Origin of the sequence: Streptomyces sp. NPDC012888, assembly GCF_042900645.1 — a bacterium.
In the GTDB taxonomy this organism is placed as follows: Bacteria; Actinomycetota; Actinomycetes; order Streptomycetales; family Streptomycetaceae; genus Streptomyces.
In genome coordinates, this window is the sequence record NZ_JBIBBM010000003.1 from 98,863 (window position 1) to 118,424 (window position 19,562).

Sequence of the window (19,562 nt, forward strand, 5' to 3'; positions counted from 1 at the left end):
TGGCGGTGATCCGACCCGTTTCCGGAGGTATGCCCCCTCTTTCCCGTGTCCCGCGTCACACTCCGCCCCGGCGGCCGCCCGCCGGCCCGTGATAGATCTTCTCGACCGCCCAAGGACGCCACCCCTGTCCGCGGCGGCACCGCTTGATCCGGCTGACCGCCGGTGTGCGACTCCATCCGTATCCGGGGGGATCGAGGACCCGATCCGCGGCCAGTTCCACTGGCGCGGGTCGGCGTGGAGAAAGGCGCACCAAAGACATGACCTCCGTGCAGGTCGAGACGAACGACAGCCCCGCCGGCGAGAACGCGGCGGGCGAGGGATACCACCGCACGCTCGGCGCCCGCCAGATCCAGATGATCGCGATCGGCGGAGCCATCGGCACCGGCCTCTTCCTGGGCGCGGGCAAGGCCATCTCCAAGGCCGGCCCGAGCCTGATCCTGGCCTACGCCCTCGCGGGCCTGGTCATCTTCTTCATCATGCGGGCCCTGGGCGAGCTGCTCATGTACCGCCCCGTCGCCGGGTCCTTCTCGGACTACGCGCGGGAGTTCGTCGGCCCGTTCGCCGGATTCGTCACCGGCTGGACGTACTGGCTCTTCTGGGTGGTCACCGGCATCACCGAAGTGACCGCGGCCGCGCAGTACATGACGTACTGGACGGGGAGCAGCTTCCCCCAGTGGGCCTACGCGCTGATCTTCACCGTCATCCTGTACGGCGCCAACCTGATCTCCGTGAAGCTCTTCGGCGAGCTGGAGTTCTGGTTCTCCATGGTGAAGGTCACCGCCATCATCGGCATGATCCTCATCTGCGCCGGCATCCTCACCATCGGCTTCTCGGACGCGGCGGAGACCGCCTCCGTCGCCAACCTGTGGAACGACGGCGGCTTCTTCCCCAAGGGCATCGGCGGCACGCTGATGACCCTGCAGATCGTGATGTTCGCGTTCCTCGCCGTCGAGCTGGTCGGCGTCACCGCCGGCGAGTCCAAGGACCCGGCCAGGACCCTGCCCAAGGCCATCAACACCGTGCCGTGGCGGATCGCCGTCTTCTACGTCGGCGCGCTCATCATGATCCTGTCGGTCGTGCCGTGGACCCACTTCCAGCCCGGCGTCTCGCCGTTCGTCGCCGCCTTCGAGCGGATGGGCCTCGGCGTCGGCGCGGCCATCGTCAACTTCGTCGTCCTGACCGCCGCGCTGTCCTCCTGCAACTCCGGCATGTACTCCACCGGCCGCATGCTGCGCGACCTCGCGCTCAACGGCCAGGGCCCGAAGCTCTTCACCCGCCTGACGAAGAACGGCACCCCGCTCGTCGGCACCACCTTCTCGGCCTCGCTGATGCTGGTGGGCGTCTGGATCAACTACGTGGCCCCCGGCAAGGCCTTCGACTACGTCGTCTCCTTCGCCACCATCTCCGGCATGTGGGCCTGGATCATGATCCTGGTCTGCCAGATCCGCTACCGCGCCAGGGCCGACCGCGGCGAGCTGCCCGCCTCCGCCTTCCGCGCCCCCGGCGCCCCGTGGACCAGCTGGTTCGCCCTCGCCTTCATCGGCATGGTCATCGTGATGATGGGCGCCGACGCCGACGCCCGGGTCTCGCTGTACTGCGCCCCGCTGTGGGGCCTGCTGCTGGGCCTGGCCTACCTGGGGATCAAGCGCCGCGGTCAGGACTCCGACGGTGCCCCGGCGAAGGCCGTGACCGGCGCCGAGGCCTGATCCCACGGGCCCTGTCCACCATGCGGGCCCTCCCGTACCACACCTCGGTACGGGAGGGCCCGTCTGCTTATCCTGTCGCACATGCTGACCCTCACCCAGGCCCTGTACGACCAGATCGTCGAGCACGCCCGCAAGGACCACCCGGACGAGGCGTGCGGCGTCGTGGCCGGCCCGGCGGGCACCGGCCGCCCGGAGCGGTTCATCCCGATGCTGAACGCCGCCCGTTCGCCCACGTTCTACGAGTTCGACTCCAAGGACCTGCTCAAGCTCTACCGCGAGATGGACGACCGGGACGAGGAGCCCGTGATCGTCTACCACTCGCACACCGCGACCGAGGCGTACCCCTCCCGCACCGACCTGACGTACGCGAACGAGCCCGGCGCCCACTACGTGCTGGTCTCCACGGCGGACACCGACGGCCTCGGCGAGTTCCAGTTCCGCTCGTACCGGATCGTGGACGGGGTCGTCACCGAGGAAGAAGTGCAGGTCGTGGACGCGTACTGAACCCACGCTGCTCACCATGTGAGCGGTTTTGGTCCAGGATCCAAGACGACACTCCATTCGGGTGACCGGGAATCGTTACGATGCCCGCATGGTTTCCCACGACGTGAGCATCGAGGCGCCCGGCAGGCAGCTGCTGCTCGTGGCGCGGCTGCACGTCGACCTGTGCCGCCTCGCCAGCGCGATCTGTCCCGCTGCCTGAACCGCCGCACCACCCAGCACCACAGCCCCTCCCGCGCGGGGGCCGACAGCCGCGCGCCCGCCCCTACGTGATTCAGGAGCCTGCCATGGCCATCGAGGTCCGCATCCCCACCATCCTCCGCACCTACACCGACGGCGAGAAGGCCGTGACCGGCGAGGGCGCCACGCTGGCGGAGCTCTTCGCCGATCTGGAGACCCGTCACAAGGGCATCGAGGAGCGCATCGTCGACGGCGGCCAGCTCCGCCGCTTCGTCAACGTCTACCTCAACGACGAGGACGTCCGCTTCCTCGACGGCATCTCCACCAAGCTCGCCGACGGCGACAACGTGACCATCCTCCCGGCCGTGGCCGGCGGCTCGAAGTAATGCGCTACGACTCCCCGCTGGCCGCGGTCGGCAACACCCCGCTGGTGCGCCTGCCCCGGCTCTCGCCCTCGGACGACGTCCGCATCTGGGCCAAGCTGGAGGACCGCAACCCCACCGGCTCGATCAAGGACCGCCCGGCGCTCCACATGGTCGAGCAGGCGGAGAAGGACGGACGCCTGTACCCCGGGTGCACCATCCTGGAACCCACCTCGGGCAACACGGGCATCTCGCTGGCGATGGCGGCCAGGCTCAAGGGCTACCGCATCGTGTGCGTGATGCCGGAGAACACGTCGCAGGAGCGCCGTGACCTCCTGGCCATGTGGGGAGCCGAGATCATCTCCTCGCCGGCGGCGGGCGGCTCCAACACCGCCGTCCGCGTGGCGAAGGAACTCGCCGAGCAGAACCCGTCCTGGGTGATGCTCTACCAGTACGGCAACCCGGACAACGCGGGCGCCCACTACGCGACGACCGGCCCGGAGATCCTCGCCGACCTCCCCTCCGTCACCCACTTCGTCGCGGGCCTCGGCACCACCGGCACGCTGATGGGCGTCGGCCGCTACCTGCGCGAGCACAAGCCGGACGTGAAGATCGTGGCCGCCGAACCGCGCTACGACGACCTGGTCTACGGCCTGCGCAACCTCGACGAGGGCTTCGTCCCCGAGCTGTACGACGCCTCCGTGCTCACCACCCGCTTCTCCGTGGGCTCCGCCGACGCGGTCACCCGCACCCGGGAACTCCTCCAGCAGGAGGGCATCTTCGCCGGCGTCTCCACCGGTGCGGCACTGCACGCCGCGATCGGCGTCGGCAAGAAGGCGGTCAAGGCGGGCGAGTCCGCCGACATCGTGTTCGTCGTCGCCGACGGCGGCTGGAAGTACCTCTCGACGGGCGTCTACACCGCCGCCACCACCGAAGAGGCCATCGAGGTCCTCCACGGCCAGCTCTGGGCGTAGACCCCGTAGACCCCGAGCACCCAGCCGACACGGCCCGCCTTCCCCGCCGCCCGGGAAGGCGGGCCGCACCGTTTCCCCCAAGCCTCCCGCACCCCCTCCGCGCGGTTCACCCGAACGGCCCTCATGGGTCGCCGGAACGGCCGGAACGGTCGACGCTGAAGCTGCCCGACCGACCGCCACAGAGAGGCAGACGGCGCCATGACCACCGCCCCGAATCCCGCGACCCCCGGCGGCCCCGGCCGTCAGGCCACCTCAGGCAACCCCTCGCCCTGGGCGGCGGGCGGCACGATGTTCGCCGCCGTCCTGATGATCATCACCGGCATCTTCCAGATCTTCGAAGGCATCGCCGCCCTCGCCGAGGACGACGTCGTCTTCCGGGTCCGCGGCTACACCTTCCAGTTCGACCTCACCACCTGGGGCTGGATCCACCTGATCCTGGGCATCCTGGTGCTCGTCGTCGGCATCGCCATCCTCAAGGGCACCACATGGGGCCGCGCCCTCGGTATCGCCCTGACCGGCCTGATGATCATCTTCCACTTCCTGTGGCTGCCCTACCAGCCCTTCTGGTCGCTGATCGCCATCGCCATCGGCGTCTTCATCATCTGGGCGCTCTGCACGGACCGCAGCGAACCCGCCTTCTGACCCCCCGCCGCGGGACCCCGTCCCGGGTGGGCACACCGGCCCGCCCGGGGCGCCCGCGCGCCCGCCCGTCAGCCCACCGCCGCCAGGTACTCCGCCAGCACCGCCGCGTGGCTGGCCTCCGGCTCCTTGACCGCCGTCAGCAACGTCACCGTCCCCGCCGCCGCCAGCGCCCGCAGCCGGGCCACCTCGGCCTGCGCCTCCTCCCCGCCGAGCTCCGCCTCGTACCGGCGGCGGAACTCCTCCTCCGGCAGCTCCCCGGCGTGGTACTCCTTGCGGAGCTCCGCCGACGGCGTCACCGCCTTCGGCCACTCGTCCACCGCCGCCTCCGCCTTCGCCAGGCCCCGCGGCCACAGCCGGTCCACCAGCACCCGCACGCCGTCGGCCGCCGGGTCCGCCGCCTCGTACACCCTCCGCAGCCGGATCACCCTCCGCCTCCCAGTCCCTTGACCTCGTCCCACAACGTCGGATCCAGCTGCCCCACGCGCCGCCGGAACTCCCACACCGACACCTCGATCGGCCGGTCCGCCTCCAGGAACCCCGGCCGCCCGTGCACATCGCCCTCCGCGCCCGGCGGCAGCGGGATCACCCCCGGCCGGTCGTCGTGGTACTTCGTGGTGATCCGCGCGATCCGTGCCCGGTGCGCCCGTACCGACAGCACCAGGCAGGGCAGGTCGCCCTCCAGCCGCCAGATCTCGCCCGCCACCGGCCGCGGCTCCGGACCGGGGCCGTGCCGCACCCTCGCGGGGGGCGGCGGAGCCGGGCGCCGCCCCGCGACCAGCACGACCAGGGCCACGGCCACCACCGCGACGACCGCCGGCCACCAGGACGTGTCCATGGGACGACCGTAGCCCTGCCCGGCCCGCCCGTCACGGCAGCGACGCGACCGGCGTCCGGCCGCCCGGCCGAGCCGTCGCTCCCCCGGGTGACAGCACAGGTGAGTTCCCCCACAACGGCCCGCCGCGGAGGAGCGACCTGACACTTCGCGCCTTACGCTCGACCCACGCACGGCTCCGCCGCATCCCCACGGAGGTTCCTGCTCCATGAAGCTCACCGTCGTCGGCTGCTCGGGGTCGTTCCCGTCCGCGGAATCGGCCTGTTCGAGCTACCTCGTCGAAGCCGACGGCTTCCGGCTGCTCCTCGACATGGGCAACGGCGCCCTCGGCGAGCTGCAGCGCCACATCGGCCTCTACGACCTCGACGCGATCTTCCTGAGCCACCTGCACGCCGACCACTGCATCGACATGTGCGCCTACTTCGTGGCCCGCTACTACCGCCACGAGGGCGGCCGCTGCGGCACCATCCCCGTCTTCGGCCCCGAGGGCACCGAGAAGCGCCTCACCACGGCCTACGAGGACGTGCCCGACGAGCGCTCGATGAGCGAGGTCTTCGACTTCCGCACCCTCAAGCCCGGCAGCTTCGACATCGGCCCCTTCCAGGTGCGCACCGAGCGGGTCAGCCACCCCGTGGAGGCGTACGGGATCCGGGTCGAGCACGGCGGCCGGTCGCTGACCTACTCCGGCGACACCGGCGTGTGCGCCGAGCTCGGCCGGCTGGCCGAGGGCACCGACCTGTTCCTCTGCGAGGCCTCCTTCACGCACGGCAAGGAGGACATCCCGGACCTGCACCTCAACGGCCGCGAGGCCGGGGAGTTCGCGCAGCGCGGCCAGGTCGGCCGGCTGGTCCTCACCCACATCCCGCCGTGGACGGACGCGGCCCGCAACCTCGCCGACGCCCGCGCCGCGTACACCGGCCCGGTGGAGCTGGCCCACCCCGGCGCGGTCTACGAGGTCTGAGCCCAGCCCAGCCCCGCCCAGCCCCGCCCCGCGCACGAACGGCAACGGCGAAGCCCCGCCCTCCCGGAAGGGAGGACGGGGCTTCCTGCGCAGGCGATCCGGGCTTACTTGGCCTCGGCCTTCTGCAGCTCGGCCAGCTCCTCGTCGGACTCGCGGCCCGGCGTCGGGAGGTTGAACTTGGTGATCGCGAAGCGGAACACCACGTAGTACAGGGCGGCGAAGCAGAGGCCGACCAGCGCGAGGCCCAGCGGGTTGGTGGCCTTGCCGAAGTTCAGCAGGTAGTCGATGGCACCGGCGGAGAAGCCGAAGCCGTCCTTCATTCCCAGGGACCAGGTCAGCGCCATGGAGACGCCGGTCAGCACCGCGTGGACCGCGTACAGGACCGGCGCGATGAACATGAAGGTGAACTCGATCGGCTCGGTGACGCCCGTGACGAAGGAGGTCAGCGCGAGGGAGAACATCATGCCGCCGACGACCTTGCGGCGCTCGGGGCGGGCACAGTGCACGATCGCGAGACAGGCCGCGGGAAGGGCGAACATCATGATCGGGAAGAAGCCGGTCATGAACTGTCCGGCGGTCGGGTCACCGGCCAGGAAGCGGGCGATGTCACCGCTCTTGCCGTTGTACTCACCGGCCTGCAGCCACGGGAAGGAGTTGAGCAGGTGGTGCATGCCGACCGGGATCAGACCACGGTTGGCGACACCGAAGATGCCCGCGCCGACGGCGCCGGAGCCGACCAGCCACTCGCCGAAGCCGTGCAGACCCTTGCCGAGGACCGGCCAGATCAGGCCGAAGAGGATGCCGATGACCAGACCCGCGAAGGCGGAGAGGATCGGGACGAGACGGCGGCCGCCGAAGAAGCCCGCCCAGTCCGGCAGCTTCGTCCGGTAGAAGCGCTGGTAGATGAGAGCGACCACGAGACCCATGACGACGCCGCCGAGCACCTTGGCGTCGACCGCCTGCTCGACCATCACGATCTTGCCGTCGGCGATGGCCGCCTTCTTCGGCAGGCTGCTGTCGGTGAAGGTGCCGAGCACGTTCTTGAAGACCAGGTAGCCGGTCACCGCGGCGAGCGCGGTAGACCCGTCGGACTTCTTCGCGTAGCCGATCGCGATGCCCACGGCGAACAGCAGCGCCATGTTGTCGAGGATCGCTCCGCCGCCCGCCGACATGTAGCCGGCGATCTTGGTCAGGAAGGTGGGCAGCGAGGGGTCGCCCAGCATGTCCTTGTCGCCGAGGCGCACGAGCAGCGCGGCGGCGGGCAGCACCGCGACGGGGAGCATGAGGCTCCGGCCGATGCGCTGCATGACAGCCATCGCGCCGGCGCCCTTCTTCTTCTCGGCCGCGGGAGCGGCAGCCGTGGTCACAACTTCCTCCATGGGGCAAGGCGCCGCCAGGGGAAGGAAGGGGACGGCGGCGTCTTCGAAAAAGGGGGGACCAGGGCTGCTGAGCAGGCCTCATGGTCTACACCATTTGGTGGTGTAGACCAGTTGTAGCACGGTCGGGGTTAGATAAGGAACCTTCGTTTTCCTGTGGTCTGGACCACATCTCCCCGACGCGCCGAAAGGCCCCCGGACGGCGCGTCCGGGGGCCCTCACCGACCCGGAGCCGGCGGCCCGGAGCCGCGGCGCCTACGCCTTCGTCGTCTCCCCCCGCATCGCCTCGATCTCCTCGTCCGACTCCCGCCCCGGCGTCGGGATGTCGAACCTCGTGATCGCGAAGCGGAACACCACGTAGTAGACGACCGCGAAACCAAGGCCGATCGGAACGATCAGCCACGGTTTCGTCGCCAGCCCCCAGTTGATGACGTAGTCGATCAGGCCCGCCGAGAAGCTGAAGCCGTCGTGCACCCCCAGCCCCCAGGTCACCGCCATCGACACGCCCGTCAGCAGCGCGTGGAGCGCGTACAGCGCCGGCGCCACGAACAGGAACGAGTACTCCAGCGGCTCGGTGATGCCCGTGACGAAGGACGTCAGGGCCACCGACAGCATCAGCCCGCCCACCTCCTTGCGGCGCTGGGGCTTCGCGCAGTGCGTGATCGCCAGAGCCGCCGCCGGCAGCGCGAACATCATGATCGGGAAGAACCCCGACAGGAACATCCCCGCGTCCGGGTCCCCGTTCAGGAACATGTTGATGTCGCCGTGCACCGTCCTGCCGTCGGGCGTCGTGTACGAGCCGAACTGGAACCAGATGGGCACGTTCAGGAACTGGTGCAGACCGATCACCAGCAGCGCCCGGTTCGCCACCCCGAAGATCCCCGCACCCCAGGAACCCAGCCCCACCAGCCAGTCCGAGAAACCCTCCAGCGCACTGCCGACCGGCGGCCAGATCCACAGGCACAGCGCCGCGAAGCCGATCGCCACGAACGACATGATGATCGGCACCAGCCGGCGGCCGTTGAAGAACCCCAGCCAGTCCACCAGCTTCACGCGGTGGTAGCGCTGCCAGAACCACGCCGCCAGCAGCCCCATGACGATGCCGCCGAAGACCCCGGGATTCTGGTAGGAGAACCCCTGGAACGTGTCCGTCGGCGTCAGGCAGCCACCCGCCACCTCCTTCGTCCCCGGCGGACACTCCTTGGGGAAGGCGTGCAGCACCCCCCGGTACACCAGGAACCCCGCGACCGCCGCCAGCGCCGTCGAGCCGTCCGACTTCTTCGCCATGCCGATCGCCACGCCGACGCAGAACAGCAGCGGAAGGCCCAGGTCCGGGTCCAGCAGCGCTCCGCCCGCCCCCGCCATCACCCTCGCCACGGCCGACCAGTCGAGGCCGTCCTTGCCGAAGACGTCAGGCTGCCCCAGCCGGTTGAGGATCCCCGCGGCCGGCAGCACGGCGATCGGCAGCTGCAGACTGCGCCCCATCTTCTGCAGCCCTTGGAACAGTCCGTTCCACCACTTCTGCTCCGGCACAGCCGCGGCGCTGCTCGCGCTCATCCCAGGTCCTCCTGACCGGCCCGTTTTGGCGGTTGCCCCACACTGGTGTAGACCAGTCGTGATGCGGTCGCGGATCACCCGCCCGGCGGGCAGGCAGCCCTTGATCGTTATCATTCGGTAGAAGGCGGACGCGCGCTCGCGAAGCTGGGCCAACCGTGGGTTACCGTGGCGAAGCGGACCAGCATGCGGACCCCGCACTCAGGCACTCAGGGAGAACACATGGCCACGAAGGCTGAGAAGATCGTCGCCGGACTCGGCGGCATCGACAACATCGAAGAGGTCGAGGGCTGCATCACCCGCCTGCGCACCGAGGTGAACGACCCCAGCCTCGTCGACGAGGCCGCGCTCAAGGCCGCCGGCGCCCACGGCGTCGTCAAGATGGGCACCGCCGTCCAGGTCGTCATCGGCACCGACGCCGACCCGATCGCCGGCGAGATCGAGGACATGATGTGACCTGAGCCCCCGGCTCACCACACACCACGACGGACCCCGTCCCGGACCCCACCGGACGGGGTCTACGCGTCCCGCCCACCGGCTAGGCTCGGAGCCATGTCTCGCATTGACGGCCGCACGCCCGAACAGCTCCGCCCGGTCACCATCGAACGGGGATGGAGCAAGCACGCAGAGGGCTCCGTCCTCATCTCCTTCGGCGACACCAAGGTCTTCTGCACGGCCTCCTTCACCGAAGGCGTCCCCCGCTGGCGCAAGGGCACCGGCGAAGGCTGGGTCACCAGCGAATACTCCATGCTGCCCCGCTCCACCAACACCCGCGGCGACCGCGAATCCGTCCGCGGCAAGATCGGCGGCCGCACCCACGAGATCTCCCGCCTCATCGGCCGCTCCCTCCGCGCGGTCATCGACTACAAGGCCCTCGGCGAGAACACCATCGTCCTCGACTGCGACGTCCTCCAGGCCGACGGCGGCACCCGCACCGCCGCCATCACCGGCGCCTACGTCGCCCTCGCCGACGCCGTCTCCTGGGGCCAGTCCAAGAAGCTGATCAAGGCCGGCCGCAAGCCCCTCACCGGCACCGTCGCCGCCGTCAGCGTCGGCATCGTCGACGGCGTACCCCTCCTCGACCTCTGCTACGAGGAAGACGTGCGCGCCGAGACCGACATGAACGTCGTCTGCACCGGCGACGGCCGCTTCGTCGAGGTCCAGGGCACCGCCGAAGGCGAACCCTTCGACCGCAAGGAGCTCAACGCCCTCCTCGACCTGGCCGCCGGCGGCTGCGCCGACCTCGAAGCGATCCAGCGCAACGCCCTCGGCCTCGCCACCCCGACCATGGACGCCTGACGCGCCTGACGCGCCCGTCGCGGGGGCATGCGGGCCGGGGGCGCGCAACCACCCGCACGCCCCCGGCGTCCCAGCCAGTACGGGCGCACGGTCACACCACCGTGCGCCCGGCCACGCACCACCACACACCACCACGAGGGGGAGCCGTCCCGATGCACAAGCACCACCGCGCAGCCGCCCTGGCCCTGACCGCCGTCCTGACCATCCCCGCCCTGTCGGCCTGTGACGCGATCTCCACGGCAATGGACTGCGCCAACACGGCGGTGGCCATCACGGACTCGGCGAACCAGCTCACCCAGGCCGTCGCGAACGCCGGCAACAGCCCCGAGGACGCCAAGAAGGCGCTCGACGAGATCGACCAGAACCTGAAGAAGATCGGCGACCAGACCGACAACACCGACCTCGGCAAGGCCATCGACTCGATGAACACCGCGGTCAAGAACGTCCGCACCGCCATCGAGCAGGGCAACCCCGCCCCCGACGTCAAGCCCGTCGCCGACGCCGCCACCGAGATCTCCAAGGTCTGCACGCCTGGATAATCGGTGCCATGAGCCGCCTGATCCTCGCCACCCGCAACGCGGGCAAGATCACCGAACTCCGCGCCATCCTGTCCGACGCCGGCCTGCCACACGAGCTGGTCGGCGCGGACGCGTACCCGGAGATCCCCGACGTCAAGGAAACCGGCACCACCTTCGCCGAGAACGCCCTCCTGAAGGCCCACGCCCTGGCCCGCGCCACCGGCCTCCCCGCCATCGCCGACGACTCCGGCCTCTGCGTGGACGTCCTGGGCGGCGCCCCCGGCATCTTCTCCGCCCGCTGGTCCGGCACCCACGGCGACGACAAGGCCAACCTCGACCTGCTCCTCGCCCAGCTCTCCGACATCGACGACGCCCACCGCGGCGCCCACTTCTTCTGCGCGGCCGCCCTCGCCCTGCCCGACGGCACGGAACGCGTGGTCGAAGGCCGTCTCCTGGGCACCCTGCGCCACACCCCGTCCGGCACCGGCGGCTTCGGCTACGACCCGATCCTCCAGCCGCTGGCCGACACCCGCACCTGCGCGGAGCTCACCCCGGCCGAGAAGAACGCCATCTCCCACCGCGGCCAGGCCTTCCGCGCCCTGGTCCCGGTCCTGCGCGAACTACTGGGCTGACGCTCGACGGGAAAGGCCCCGTACGCACTGCGTACGGGGCCTTCTGCGTGTGCGGTTGGGGGGACTCGAACCCCCACGGGGTATTACCCCACTGGGACCTAAACCCAGCGTGACTGCCAATTCCACCACAACCGCGACATATTGACCAATTCGGACATCCAGTCCTTCTGGCCGCGCCCAGTCTACGGCCGTCCGGCTCCGTCCCGCGACCGGCTTGCGGAGCGCTCCGCGACACCAGGTGGTCGCCGTCACATGGCAGTTGGGGCTTGCCCGGCGGGTCGGGTCAGATGCCGAGGTCCTTGATGATCTTGGCTACGTGGCCGGTGGCCTTGACGTTGTACAGGGCGCGCTCGACCTTGCCCTGCTCGTCCACGATCACCGTGGAGCGGATGACGCCGGTCACCGTCTTGCCGTAGAGCTTCTTCTCGCCGAAGGCCCCGTACGCGGTCAGGACCGCCTTGTCCGGGTCGCCGACCAGGGTGACCTTCAGGTCCTCCTTCTCGCGGAACTTCGCCAGCTTCTCCGGCTTGTCCGGGGAGACGCCGATGACGTCGTAGCCGGCCGTGGCCAGGACCTCCAGGTTGTCCGTGAAGTCGCAGGCCTGCTTGGTGCAGCCCGGCGTGAGGGCCGCCGGGTAGAAGTAGACGATCACCTTCCGCCCCAGGTGGTCGGCGAGCGAGACCTCGTTGCCGTCCGCGTCGGGCAGGGTGAAGGCGGGGGCGGTGTCGCCCGGCTGGAGTCGCTCGCTCATCTCGACAGTCTCCTTGGGAGGGGGATCGGTACCACCCCGAGCGTAAGCTGACAGACTGTCCATGACGGACCATGCCCACAGACGACCACGGAGGCAGCGCGGTGTCGGATGCCAGGACCCCTGCGCAGATCGAGGCGGACATCGTCCGCCGGCGCGAGCAGCTCGCCGAGACGCTCGACGAGATCGGCGTGCGGATGCACCCCAAGACGATCATCGGGGACGCCAAGGCCAAGGTCGCCTCGCACGTGGACCACACCGTCGGGCGTGCCGTGGCGACGGTGAACCACCTGGTGGGCAGGGTGACGGGCGGCCTGCGGGACGGGGCGGGTTCGCCGCGCCTGGAGCGCGCCCTTCCGGTCGCGATGCTGGCCGTCGGCGTGGTCGGCCTGCTGGCGCTGTCGGCCCGCCGCAAGCGCGGCTGATCCGGGCAGGTAGGTTCACAGACGTGAGCGAGAACCCCACCCACGACAAGCTGCCCATCCGCATGCTGCACGACCGCGTGCTCGTGCGGTCCGATTCGCCCGAGGGCGAGCGCCGCTCGGGCGGCGGGATCCTGATTCCGGCCACGGCCGCCGTGGGCAAGCGGCTCGCCTGGGCCGAGGTGGTCGCGGTCGGCCAGAACGTGCGGACCGTGGAGCCCGGCGACCGGGTGCTGTACGACCCGGAGGACCGGGCCGAGGTCGAGGTGCGGGGCGTGGCGTACGTGCTGATGCGGGAGCGTGACCTGCACGCCGTCGCGGCGGAGCGCCTGGAGGGGTCGAAGGACTCCACGGGGCTCTACCTGTAGCGTCCGGCGTTCGGTCGGTGGGGTCGGTGACCGGGGTCACCGGCCCCTTTTGTGTGCTTTTTGCTACGGTGGGTTCGGCCCCCGACGAGACGCGCCGTACCGGGTACGAAAAGACGACGCACCCCGTTCCGTTCTCGTCCGGAGGTGCCTGTCATGGCCTGGGTCCTGTTGTTGCTCGCCGGTCTGCTCGAAGTGGGCTGGTCGATCGGTATGAAGTTCACCGAGGGGTTCACGCGGCTGTGGCCGAGCGTGTTCACCGGTGCGGGGATCGTGGCGAGCATGGTGTTGCTGTCGTACGCCGCGAAGACGCTGCCGATCGGTACGGCGTACGGGGTGTGGGTCGGGATCGGTGCGGCGGGTGCCGCGGTGCTGGGCATGGTGGTGCTGGGTGAGCCGGTGACGGCGGCCCGGATCTTCTTCATCTGTCTGCTGCTGGTGGCGGTGGTGGGGCTCAAGGCGACTTCGGGTCACTGACCGGGGTCGCTGACCCGCGGTCACCGACCGGGGTCGCCGCCCGTCCGGCCGCCTTGGTCCGTGCCGCCCTGTTCTGTGCCGCCTTGATCGGTGCCGCCCTGGTCCTCGCCCCCCTGGTCGGTGCCGCCGTCCGGTCCGCCGCCGGGTCCGCCGCCCGGCCCCGCGTCCGTGTCGCCGTCCGTGCCTCCGTCCCTGCCTCCGTCCGTGCGTCCCCCGTCCGTGCGTCCCCCGTCCGTGCGGCCCCCGTCCGTCCGGCCGCCTTCCTGGCCGCCGGTCGGCGGGGTGCCGCCGTCGGTTTGTCCCTGGGTGGGCGGGCCGGGTGGGCTGGGGCGGTCCGGCGGGGTCCGGGGGCGGCCGGGCCGGCGGGGTTCGTCGGCGGGCGGCGGGGGTTGGGGCCGGTCGGCGCCGGCCTGGGGTTCGAGGTCGAAGTCGGCCGGTTCGGTGCCGGCGAGGGCGGCCCTGGTGTACGCGGCCCAGATCCGGGCGGGGTAGCCGCCGCCGCTGATGCGGGGTTCGCCGAGGGCGCCGTAGAGGGACTGGAGGGTTCCGGTGTCGGGGTCCTGGCCCATCAGCGCGACGACGGTGACCAGGTCGGGGGTGTAGCCGGCGAACCAGGCGGAGCGGTCGAGCTCGCCGGTGCCGGTCTTGCCGGCGGCGGGCCGGCCGGCGGCGAGCGCGGCGGTGCCGGTGCCGTTGTCGACGACGCTGACCAGCATGGCGGTGGTGGTGTCGGCGGCTTCGCGGCTGATGGCCTGGCGCGACTCCCGGCGGGGCAGGTCGACGGTCTCGCCGCTCTTCGTGATCTTCTCGACGAGGGTGTACGGGGTGAACCGGCCGTGGTCGGCGAGGGTGGCGTAGGCCTGGGCCATGTCGAGGACGCTGGCCTGCAGGGTGCCCAGCGCCATGGCGGGGCCGGGGTCGAAGTTGGGGGTGTCGGCGGGGATGCCGAGGGCGATGGCGGTGTCCTTGACCCGGGTGGTGCCGACGTCGACGACCATCTGCGCGAAGACGGTGTTGACGGAGAGGTCGGTGGCGGTGCGGACGGAGATGTCGCCGTAGGACTCCCGGCCCTCGTTCTCGGGGGCGTACGGGGTGCGGCTGCCGGCGACGGGGCGTTTGTCGTCGCCGTTGTAGACGGTGCCCGGGGTGATGAGGCGGCCGTCCTGGGTGCGGGAACCGTTCTCGACGGCGGAGGCGAAGACGAAGGGTTTGAAGGTGGAGGCGACCTGGTAGTCGTGGCGGGTGGCGTTGTTGACGTACTGCCGGGTGTAGTCGACGCCGCCGTAAAGGGCGACGACCTTGCCGGTGGTGGGGTCGATGGAGGCCCCTCCGGCGCGGACCAGGCGGTCGGCCTTGTGGGTCCGCGGGTCGAGCCGGCTCATGAGGCGTTCGTCGACGGCGTCGGTGAAGGCGTTCTGGCGGCGCCTGTCGATGGTGGTGGTGATGCGGTAGCCGCCTTCGGCGAGGGTCTTCTCGTCCAGGACGCGGTGGGTGGCGAGGTAGTCCTTGACGGCTTCGACGAGGTAGCCGCGCTGGCCCGAGAGGCCGGCCGCGGGGCGGACCTTCTGGGGTTCGGGGAAGAGGGCGGTGGCGCGTTCGGCCGGGGTCAGCCACTTCTTCTTGACCATGCCGTCGAGGACGTAGTTCCAGCGGGCGAGGGCGCGGCCGCGGCTCTGCGGGTGCGTGACGACGTCGAAGGCGCTGGGGGAGTTGAGGAGGGTGGCGAGGTAGGCGCCCTCGGTGGTGGTGAGTTCGCCGGCGTCCTTGCCGTAGTAGGCCTGGGCGGCGGCCTGGATCCCGTACGCGTTCCGGCCGAAGTAACTGGTGTTCAGATAGCCTTCGAGGATGTAGTTCTTCGACTTCTCGCGGCCGAGTTTGATCGCGATGAAGAATTCCTTCGCCTTTCGCGTGAGGGTCTGTTCCTGGCCCAGGTAGTAGTTCTTGACGTACTGCTGGGTGATGGTCGAGCCGGACTGGACGCCCTTGCCGGTGGCGGTGTTCCAGGCCGCGCGGAGCATCGCGGTGGGGTCCACCGCGCGTTCGGAGTGGAAGTCGCGGTCCTCTGCGGCGAGTACGGCTTCCTGGACGGTCCGGGGCACCTGGGCGAGGCCCACGTTCTGCCGGTTGACCTCGCCGTCGCGGGCGAGCTGCGAGCCGTCCGCGTAGAGGTAGACGTTGGACTGGGCGGTGGCCGCGGCGTTGGCGGGCGGGATGTCGACGAGCAGGTAGCCGGCCGTGAGGGCGCCGGCGATCAGCAACGCGCAGAGGAGGAAGGCGCCGAGCAGCATGCGCCAGGTGGGCAGCAGCCGGCGCAGTCCGGTCCGCTTCCGTCCCGCAGTGCCCGGTGGTGGCCCGGGCGTGGTGGCGGGCGGTCGGGGGTGCCGGGCGGCGGGGGTGTCGGGGTCACGCGGGGACCAGGCGGGCGGTGGTGACTGGTCGCTCATCTCCAGGGCTCCTCGGCGCCGCGTGAAATATCCGTTTCCGTACCCGATGTGTGTCTACCCGACGGCGGTCCGATCCGCCTCTGACGGGCGTAAACCGTTCGCGTGGATCGCCCCTCCGCACTAAGCTCGCGCGCTTTGGCCGACGTGGGAACGAGAGCAGGAGTGGAAGAGAAACGGTGCGTCTCTATCTCGCGGTGGCCGCGGGCGGGTTCCGGCGATACGCCACGTACGGAACAGCCACCGCGGCCGGTGTGTTCACCAACACCGTCTTCGGGTTCATCGTGGCGTACACCTACCTCGCCCTGTGGACGGAGCGGCCGGGGCTCGGCGGCTACGACCGGGCGGAGGCGCTGGCCTTCGTCTTCGTCAGCCAGTCGCTGCTCGCCGCGGCGGCGTTGATCGGCGGCGGGTTCCAGGAGGAGCTCCAGGAGCGCATCCGTACGGGTGACATCGCCGTCGACCTCTACCGGCCGGCGGACCTCCAGCTGTGGTGGCTGGCCGCCGACCTCGGACGGGCCGCCTTCCAGCTGCTGGGCCGGGGCGTGGTGCCGCTGCTGGCCGGGGCGCTGGCCTTCCCGCTGGCGCTGCCGTCGGCGCCGGGGCGGTGGCTGCTGTTCCTGGTGTCGGTGCTGCTGGGCCTGGTGGTCGGTTTCGCGTTGCGTTTCCTGGTGGGGCTGGCGGGGTTCTGGCTGATGGACGGGTCGGGGATCAACATGGTGTCCACCGTCGTCATGATCGCTTTCTCGGGTGTGCTGCTGCCGCTGACGGTCTTCCCGGGCTGGTTCGGGGAGTTGCTGCGGGCGCTGCCCTGGTCGGCGGTCCTGCAGGTGCCGCTGGACGTGCTGCTGGGCAGGCACTCCGGGTCGGGTTCGGCGGTCCGGGCACTGGTCTTCCAACTGGGCTGGGCGCTGGCGCTGCTGGGCGTGGGGCGGCTGGTGCAGTCGGCGGCGACGCGGAAGGTGGTGGTCCAGGGTGGTTGAGACGCTGGTGCGCCGGCCGGGGCCGGCGGAGCGGGAGGACGTCCGCCTCCGGGGCCCGCTGCTGGAGGGGTTGCGGGGTTACGGGCTGATCGTGGCGATGTGGGTCCGCTCGACGATGACGTACCGGGCGTCGTTCCTGCTGGCCACGTTCGGGAACGCGGCGATCACGCTGCTGGACTTCGCCGGCATCTACGTCATGTTCCGGCACGTGGACCGGCTGGGCGGGTTCTCGCTGCCGGAGATCGCGTTGCTGTACGGCTCGTGCTCGGCTTCGTTCGGGCTGGCCGACCTGCTGCTGGGCAACATGGACCGGATGGGGCAGCGGGTCCGGGACGGCTCGCTGGACACGATGCTGGTGCGGCCGGTGCCGGTGCTGGCGCAGGTGGCCGCGGACCGGTTCGCGTTGCGGCGGCTGGGCCGGGTGACGCAGGGGCTGGTGGTGCTGGGCTGGTCGCTGGTGGTGCTGGACGTGGACTGGACGCTCTGGCGGGTGCTGCTGGTGCCCGTGATGGTGCTGTCCGGGGCGGCGATCTTCGCGGCGGTGTTCGTGGCGGGCGGGGCGTTCCAGTTCGTCGCCGGGGACGCGGCGGAGGTGCAGAACTCGTTCACGTACGGCGGGGCGACGATGCTCCAGTACCCGCCGACGGTGTTCGCGCGGGAACTGCTGCGCGGGGTGACGTTCGTGGTGCCGCTGGCCTTCGTGAACTGGGTGCCGGCGCTCGCGCTGCTCGGGCGGCCGGAGCCGCTGGGCCTGCCGGGCTGGGCGGCCGCCCTCAGTCCGCTGGTCGCGTTCGTGGTGTCGGTGCCGGCCGCGCTGGCGTGGCGGGCGGGTGTGCGTTGCTACCGGAGTACGGGGAGCTGAGTCTTTCGTGGACGTGTTGATCGAGCTGCGGGACGTGGAGAAGGTGTTCGACGTGCGGCGTCGGGCCGGCCGGTTCCGGCGGGAGAAGCACCAGGTCAGAGCCGTGGACGGGATCAGTTTCGAGGTCGCGGCGGGCGAGGTGGTCGGCTACATCGGGCCGAACGGTGCCGGGAAGTCCACGACGATCAAGATGCTGACGGGGATCCTGACGCCGAGCGGCGGCAGGCTGCGGGTGGCCGGTATCGACCCGGCGGCGGAGCGGACCCGGCTGGCGCGCCGGATCGGAGTGGTGTTCGGGCAGCGCACGACGCTCTGGTGGGACCTGCCGCTGAAGGACTCCTACGGGCTGATGCGGCGGATGTACCGGATCCCGGAGGCCAGGTTCCGGCGGAACCTGGACCGGTGCGTGGAGCGGCTGGACCTCGGCGCGCTGCTGGACGTGCCGGTGCGGCAGCTGTCGCTGGGGCAGCGGATGCGCGGGGACATCGCGGCGGCGCTGCTGCACGACCCGGACGTGCTGTACCTGGACGAGCCGACGATCGGGCTGGACGTGGTCAGCAAGGCGAAGGTGCGCGGGTTCCTGCGGCAGCTGAACGAGGAGGCCGGTACGACGGTCCTGCTGACCACGCACGACCTCCAGGACATCGAGCAGCTGTGCGAGCGGGTGATGGTGATCGACCACGGGCGGCTGATGTACGACGGGCCGCTGGGCGGCCTGCACACGGCCGGGACGGCCGGGGAAGTGGAGCGGACCCTGGTGGTGGACCTGGAGCGGGAGCTCCCGCCGATCGAGGTGGCGGGGGCGCGGACGGTCCGCGTGGAGGGGCCGCGGCAGTGGCTGGCGTTCCCGGCGGGGCAGTCGGCGGCGCCGCTGGTGGCCGCGGTGGCGGCGGACTACCCGCTGGTGGACCTGTCCGTGCGGGAACCGGACATCGAGGACGTGATCGCGCGTATGTACGCGGGCCGCGGATAAGTCGTACGAGTGGCTAGGCTGTCGCGCATGAGCGATGAGCGGCCGGAGGAGCTGCCCGATCTGAGGGCTTCGGATGCGGACCGGGAGCGGGTGGTGGAGCGGCTGCGCGACGCGGTCGCCGAGGGCCGGCTCGACATGGACGAGTTCGAGGAGCGGTTGGAGGCGGCGTACAAGTCCCGCACGTACAGGGAGCTGGAGCCGCTGACCCGGGACCTCCCGGCGGCGCCGGGGACCGCGGGCCCGGGCGCCGCGGCGCACGCCGGCGCGGCCCGGCCGTACGGGGAGTCCTGGCCGGGTACGGAGCCCTGGCCGGCCCGGATCGGCGGCGCGGGGACCTCCTCGGCGGCCGTGGCCGTGATGGCGGGCTTCCAGCGCAAGGGGCACTGGACGGTGCCGGCGCGGTTCACGGCGGTGGCTTTCTGGGGCGGCGGGCAGATCGACCTGCGCGAGGCCCGGTTCGCGGAACGCGAGGTCGTGATCAACTGCGTCGCGGTGATGGGCGGCATCGAGATCGTCGTGCCCCCGGGCGTGGAGGTGGACGTACGGGGCTTCGGCTTCATGGGCGCCTTCGACCAGCGTGACTCGCCGGGGCCGGCGGCTCCGGGGGCGCCGCGGGTGGTCGTGACGGGCTTGGCCTTCTGGGGCGGGGTGGAGGTCAAGGTCAAGGCACCCCGACTGCCCGCGGCGCCGCCGCGCAAGGAGCTGTAGCGCTTCGGCAGGCGTTTCGGTCGGCGTTTCGGTGGGCGTTTCCGTC

24 protein-coding genes, 1 tRNA gene and 1 riboswitch are annotated in these 19,562 nt (G+C 70.9%); of the genes, 18 read left to right on the top strand and 7 right to left on the bottom strand.

The annotated features are described in order from the left end of the window. The first annotated feature begins 257 nt into the window (after positions 1 to 257). The 6 genes from ACFY61_RS05305 (at position 258) to ACFY61_RS05330 (ending at position 4,365) form a co-directional block, all read left to right on the top strand. Positions 258 to 1,706: an amino acid permease gene (locus ACFY61_RS05305; protein WP_389467213.1), complete on the top strand. Its 1,449-nt coding sequence runs from the start codon at positions 258 to 260 to the stop codon at positions 1,704 to 1,706. Positions 1,707 to 1,787: 81 nt separating this feature from the next. After that, complete coding sequence (locus ACFY61_RS05310) at positions 1,788 to 2,210, top strand: Mov34/MPN/PAD-1 family protein (protein ID WP_389467216.1); 423 nt, start codon at positions 1,788 to 1,790, stop codon at positions 2,208 to 2,210. An 88-nt stretch (positions 2,211 to 2,298) separates the two neighbouring features. Next, on the top strand, positions 2,299 to 2,409 hold the full coding sequence (locus ACFY61_RS05315; RefSeq protein WP_389467219.1) for a putative leader peptide: 111 nt from the start codon (positions 2,299 to 2,301) through the stop codon (positions 2,407 to 2,409). An 85-nt stretch (positions 2,410 to 2,494) separates the two neighbouring features. Further along, positions 2,495 to 2,773, top strand: a complete 279-nt coding sequence (locus tag ACFY61_RS05320; protein ID WP_389467222.1) for a MoaD/ThiS family protein — start codon at positions 2,495 to 2,497, stop codon at positions 2,771 to 2,773. Further along, complete coding sequence (locus ACFY61_RS05325) at positions 2,773 to 3,723, top strand: PLP-dependent cysteine synthase family protein (protein ID WP_389467224.1); 951 nt, start codon at positions 2,773 to 2,775, stop codon at positions 3,721 to 3,723. The genes ACFY61_RS05320 and ACFY61_RS05325 overlap by 1 nt, the downstream gene beginning before the upstream one ends. 198 nt (positions 3,724 to 3,921) lie before the next feature. Beyond that, positions 3,922 to 4,365, top strand: coding sequence for a hypothetical protein (locus tag ACFY61_RS05330; protein ID WP_389467227.1), 444 nt, complete (start codon positions 3,922 to 3,924; stop codon positions 4,363 to 4,365). A 68-nt stretch (positions 4,366 to 4,433) separates the two neighbouring features. Here the strand turns inward: ACFY61_RS05330 and ACFY61_RS05335 are convergent, their stop codons facing one another. Together ACFY61_RS05335 and ACFY61_RS05340 are read right to left on the bottom strand one after the other, a co-directional pair. After that, positions 4,434 to 4,790 carry a DUF488 domain-containing protein gene (locus ACFY61_RS05335; RefSeq protein WP_389467229.1) on the bottom strand — a complete coding sequence of 119 codons (357 nt, stop codon included), beginning with the start codon at positions 4,788 to 4,790 and terminating at the stop codon, positions 4,434 to 4,436. Beyond that, positions 4,787 to 5,200, bottom strand: a complete 414-nt coding sequence (locus tag ACFY61_RS05340; RefSeq protein WP_389467232.1) for a hypothetical protein — start codon at positions 5,198 to 5,200, stop codon at positions 4,787 to 4,789. Before ACFY61_RS05340 ends, ACFY61_RS05335 begins: the two co-directional genes overlap by 4 nt. A gap of 205 nt (positions 5,201 to 5,405) precedes the next feature. On the opposite strand from ACFY61_RS05340, the gene ACFY61_RS05345 reads away from it, so the two are divergent. After that, positions 5,406 to 6,158 (top strand): MBL fold metallo-hydrolase, encoded by a 753-nt coding sequence (locus ACFY61_RS05345; RefSeq protein ID WP_389467235.1) that lies wholly within the window; start codon positions 5,406 to 5,408, stop codon positions 6,156 to 6,158. A gap of 104 nt (positions 6,159 to 6,262) precedes the next feature. On the opposite strand, the gene ACFY61_RS05350 is transcribed toward ACFY61_RS05345, so the two are convergent. Together ACFY61_RS05350 and ACFY61_RS05355 are read right to left on the bottom strand one after the other, a co-directional pair. Then, on the bottom strand, positions 6,263 to 7,537 hold the full coding sequence (locus tag ACFY61_RS05350) for a PTS transporter subunit EIIC (protein WP_389467238.1): 1,275 nt from the start codon (positions 7,535 to 7,537) through the stop codon (positions 6,263 to 6,265). Between the two features lie 252 nt (positions 7,538 to 7,789). After that, positions 7,790 to 9,091, bottom strand: coding sequence for a PTS transporter subunit EIIC (locus tag ACFY61_RS05355; protein ID WP_389467241.1), 1,302 nt, complete (start codon positions 9,089 to 9,091; stop codon positions 7,790 to 7,792). Positions 9,092 to 9,274: 183 nt separating this feature from the next. Here ACFY61_RS05355 and ACFY61_RS05360 point away from each other — a divergent pair, with 183 nt between their 5' ends. The 4 genes from ACFY61_RS05360 to rdgB all read left to right on the top strand — a co-directional run bounded on the left by ACFY61_RS05360 (position 9,275) and on the right by rdgB (position 11,537). Continuing rightward, the gene (locus tag ACFY61_RS05360; protein WP_389468145.1) at positions 9,275 to 9,544 is read left to right on the top strand and encodes a glucose PTS transporter subunit EIIB; all 270 of its coding nucleotides are present in this window, start codon (positions 9,275 to 9,277) and stop codon (positions 9,542 to 9,544) included. Between the two features lie 96 nt (positions 9,545 to 9,640). Continuing rightward, a complete protein-coding gene (rph, locus tag ACFY61_RS05365) occupies positions 9,641 to 10,387 on the top strand; it encodes a ribonuclease PH (RefSeq protein ID WP_389467244.1) in 747 nt (248 codons plus the stop codon). Positions 10,388 to 10,539: 152 nt separating this feature from the next. Beyond that, the gene (locus ACFY61_RS05370; RefSeq protein ID WP_389467246.1) at positions 10,540 to 10,926 is read left to right on the top strand and encodes a hypothetical protein; all 387 of its coding nucleotides are present in this window, start codon (positions 10,540 to 10,542) and stop codon (positions 10,924 to 10,926) included. 8 nt (positions 10,927 to 10,934) lie between these two features. Beyond that, the gene (gene rdgB, locus ACFY61_RS05375; protein ID WP_389467249.1) at positions 10,935 to 11,537 is read left to right on the top strand and encodes an RdgB/HAM1 family non-canonical purine NTP pyrophosphatase; all 603 of its coding nucleotides are present in this window, start codon (positions 10,935 to 10,937) and stop codon (positions 11,535 to 11,537) included. A 50-nt stretch (positions 11,538 to 11,587) separates the two neighbouring features. On the opposite strand, the gene ACFY61_RS05380 is transcribed toward rdgB, so the two are convergent. Beyond that, a tRNA-Leu gene (locus tag ACFY61_RS05380) sits at positions 11,588 to 11,672 on the bottom strand. A 148-nt stretch (positions 11,673 to 11,820) separates the two neighbouring features. Next, the gene (bcp, locus tag ACFY61_RS05385; protein ID WP_389467251.1) at positions 11,821 to 12,288 is read right to left on the bottom strand and encodes a thioredoxin-dependent thiol peroxidase; all 468 of its coding nucleotides are present in this window, start codon (positions 12,286 to 12,288) and stop codon (positions 11,821 to 11,823) included. Positions 12,289 to 12,359: 71 nt separating this feature from the next. On the opposite strand from bcp, the gene ACFY61_RS05390 reads away from it, so the two are divergent. The 3 genes from ACFY61_RS05390 (at position 12,360) to ACFY61_RS05400 (ending at position 13,549) form a co-directional block, all read left to right on the top strand. Continuing rightward, positions 12,360 to 12,710, top strand: coding sequence for a DUF3618 domain-containing protein (locus ACFY61_RS05390; protein WP_389467253.1), 351 nt, complete (start codon positions 12,360 to 12,362; stop codon positions 12,708 to 12,710). 23 nt (positions 12,711 to 12,733) lie between these two features. Beyond that, on the top strand, positions 12,734 to 13,075 hold the full coding sequence (locus ACFY61_RS05395) for a GroES family chaperonin (RefSeq protein WP_389467256.1): 342 nt from the start codon (positions 12,734 to 12,736) through the stop codon (positions 13,073 to 13,075). A 61-nt stretch (positions 13,076 to 13,136) separates the two neighbouring features. Beyond that, positions 13,137 to 13,198, top strand: a riboswitch (guanidine-III (ykkC-III) riboswitch). Positions 13,199 to 13,228: 30 nt separating this feature from the next. After that, positions 13,229 to 13,549, top strand: a complete 321-nt coding sequence (locus tag ACFY61_RS05400) for a multidrug efflux SMR transporter (protein ID WP_125652875.1) — start codon at positions 13,229 to 13,231, stop codon at positions 13,547 to 13,549. A gap of 20 nt (positions 13,550 to 13,569) precedes the next feature. Here the strand turns inward: ACFY61_RS05400 and ACFY61_RS05405 are convergent, their stop codons facing one another. After that, positions 13,570 to 15,993 (bottom strand): transglycosylase domain-containing protein, encoded by a 2,424-nt coding sequence (locus ACFY61_RS05405; RefSeq protein ID WP_389467259.1) that lies wholly within the window; start codon positions 15,991 to 15,993, stop codon positions 13,570 to 13,572. 176 nt (positions 15,994 to 16,169) lie between these two features. Here ACFY61_RS05405 and ACFY61_RS05410 point away from each other — a divergent pair, with 176 nt between their 5' ends. The 4 genes from ACFY61_RS05410 to ACFY61_RS05425 are packed head-to-tail and all read left to right on the top strand — an operon-like array spanning position 16,170 to position 19,516. After that, entirely contained in the window at positions 16,170 to 16,973 is an 804-nt protein-coding gene (locus ACFY61_RS05410) for an ABC transporter permease (protein WP_389467261.1), read from the top strand. Further along, positions 16,966 to 17,835 (top strand): ABC transporter permease, encoded by an 870-nt coding sequence (locus ACFY61_RS05415; protein WP_389467263.1) that lies wholly within the window; start codon positions 16,966 to 16,968, stop codon positions 17,833 to 17,835. Before ACFY61_RS05410 ends, ACFY61_RS05415 begins: the two co-directional genes overlap by 8 nt. A gap of 7 nt (positions 17,836 to 17,842) precedes the next feature. After that, complete coding sequence (locus ACFY61_RS05420) at positions 17,843 to 18,808, top strand: ATP-binding cassette domain-containing protein (RefSeq protein ID WP_389467267.1); 966 nt, start codon at positions 17,843 to 17,845, stop codon at positions 18,806 to 18,808. Positions 18,809 to 18,835: 27 nt separating this feature from the next. Further along, on the top strand, positions 18,836 to 19,516 hold the full coding sequence (locus ACFY61_RS05425; RefSeq protein WP_389467268.1) for a DUF1707 domain-containing protein: 681 nt from the start codon (positions 18,836 to 18,838) through the stop codon (positions 19,514 to 19,516). The last annotated feature ends 46 nt before the right edge of the window (positions 19,517 to 19,562 follow it).

Bases quoted from the DNA above. Each gene is read 5' to 3' on its own strand.
- ACFY61_RS05405 (WP_389467259.1), bottom strand. From the start codon at position 15,993: ATGAGCGACCAGTCACCACCGCCCGCCTGGTCCCCGCGTGACCCCGAC.
- ACFY61_RS05425 (WP_389467268.1), top strand. From the start codon at position 18,836: ATGAGCGATGAGCGGCCGGAGGAGCTGCCCGATCTGAGGGCTTCGGAT.
- bcp (WP_389467251.1), bottom strand. From the start codon at position 12,288: ATGAGCGAGCGACTCCAGCCGGGCGACACCGCCCCCGCCTTCACCCTG.
- ACFY61_RS05305 (WP_389467213.1), top strand. From the start codon at position 258: ATGACCTCCGTGCAGGTCGAGACGAACGACAGCCCCGCCGGCGAGAAC.
- ACFY61_RS05330 (WP_389467227.1), top strand. From the start codon at position 3,922: ATGACCACCGCCCCGAATCCCGCGACCCCCGGCGGCCCCGGCCGTCAG.
- ACFY61_RS05325 (WP_389467224.1), top strand. From the start codon at position 2,773: ATGCGCTACGACTCCCCGCTGGCCGCGGTCGGCAACACCCCGCTGGTG.
- ACFY61_RS05355 (WP_389467241.1), bottom strand. From the start codon at position 9,091: ATGAGCGCGAGCAGCGCCGCGGCTGTGCCGGAGCAGAAGTGGTGGAAC.
- rph (WP_389467244.1), top strand. From the start codon at position 9,641: ATGTCTCGCATTGACGGCCGCACGCCCGAACAGCTCCGCCCGGTCACC.
- ACFY61_RS05390 (WP_389467253.1), top strand. From the start codon at position 12,360: ATGCCCACAGACGACCACGGAGGCAGCGCGGTGTCGGATGCCAGGACC.
- rdgB (WP_389467249.1), top strand. From the start codon at position 10,935: ATGAGCCGCCTGATCCTCGCCACCCGCAACGCGGGCAAGATCACCGAA.
- ACFY61_RS05320 (WP_389467222.1), top strand. From the start codon at position 2,495: ATGGCCATCGAGGTCCGCATCCCCACCATCCTCCGCACCTACACCGAC.
- ACFY61_RS05345 (WP_389467235.1), top strand. From the start codon at position 5,406: ATGAAGCTCACCGTCGTCGGCTGCTCGGGGTCGTTCCCGTCCGCGGAA.
- ACFY61_RS05400 (WP_125652875.1), top strand. From the start codon at position 13,229: ATGGCCTGGGTCCTGTTGTTGCTCGCCGGTCTGCTCGAAGTGGGCTGG.
- ACFY61_RS05310 (WP_389467216.1), top strand. From the start codon at position 1,788: ATGCTGACCCTCACCCAGGCCCTGTACGACCAGATCGTCGAGCACGCC.
- ACFY61_RS05340 (WP_389467232.1), bottom strand. From the start codon at position 5,200: ATGGACACGTCCTGGTGGCCGGCGGTCGTCGCGGTGGTGGCCGTGGCC.
- ACFY61_RS05315 (WP_389467219.1), top strand. From the start codon at position 2,299: ATGGTTTCCCACGACGTGAGCATCGAGGCGCCCGGCAGGCAGCTGCTG.
- ACFY61_RS05350 (WP_389467238.1), bottom strand. From the start codon at position 7,537: ATGGAGGAAGTTGTGACCACGGCTGCCGCTCCCGCGGCCGAGAAGAAG.
- ACFY61_RS05370 (WP_389467246.1), top strand. From the start codon at position 10,540: ATGCACAAGCACCACCGCGCAGCCGCCCTGGCCCTGACCGCCGTCCTG.
- ACFY61_RS05360 (WP_389468145.1), top strand. From the start codon at position 9,275: ATGCGGACCCCGCACTCAGGCACTCAGGGAGAACACATGGCCACGAAG.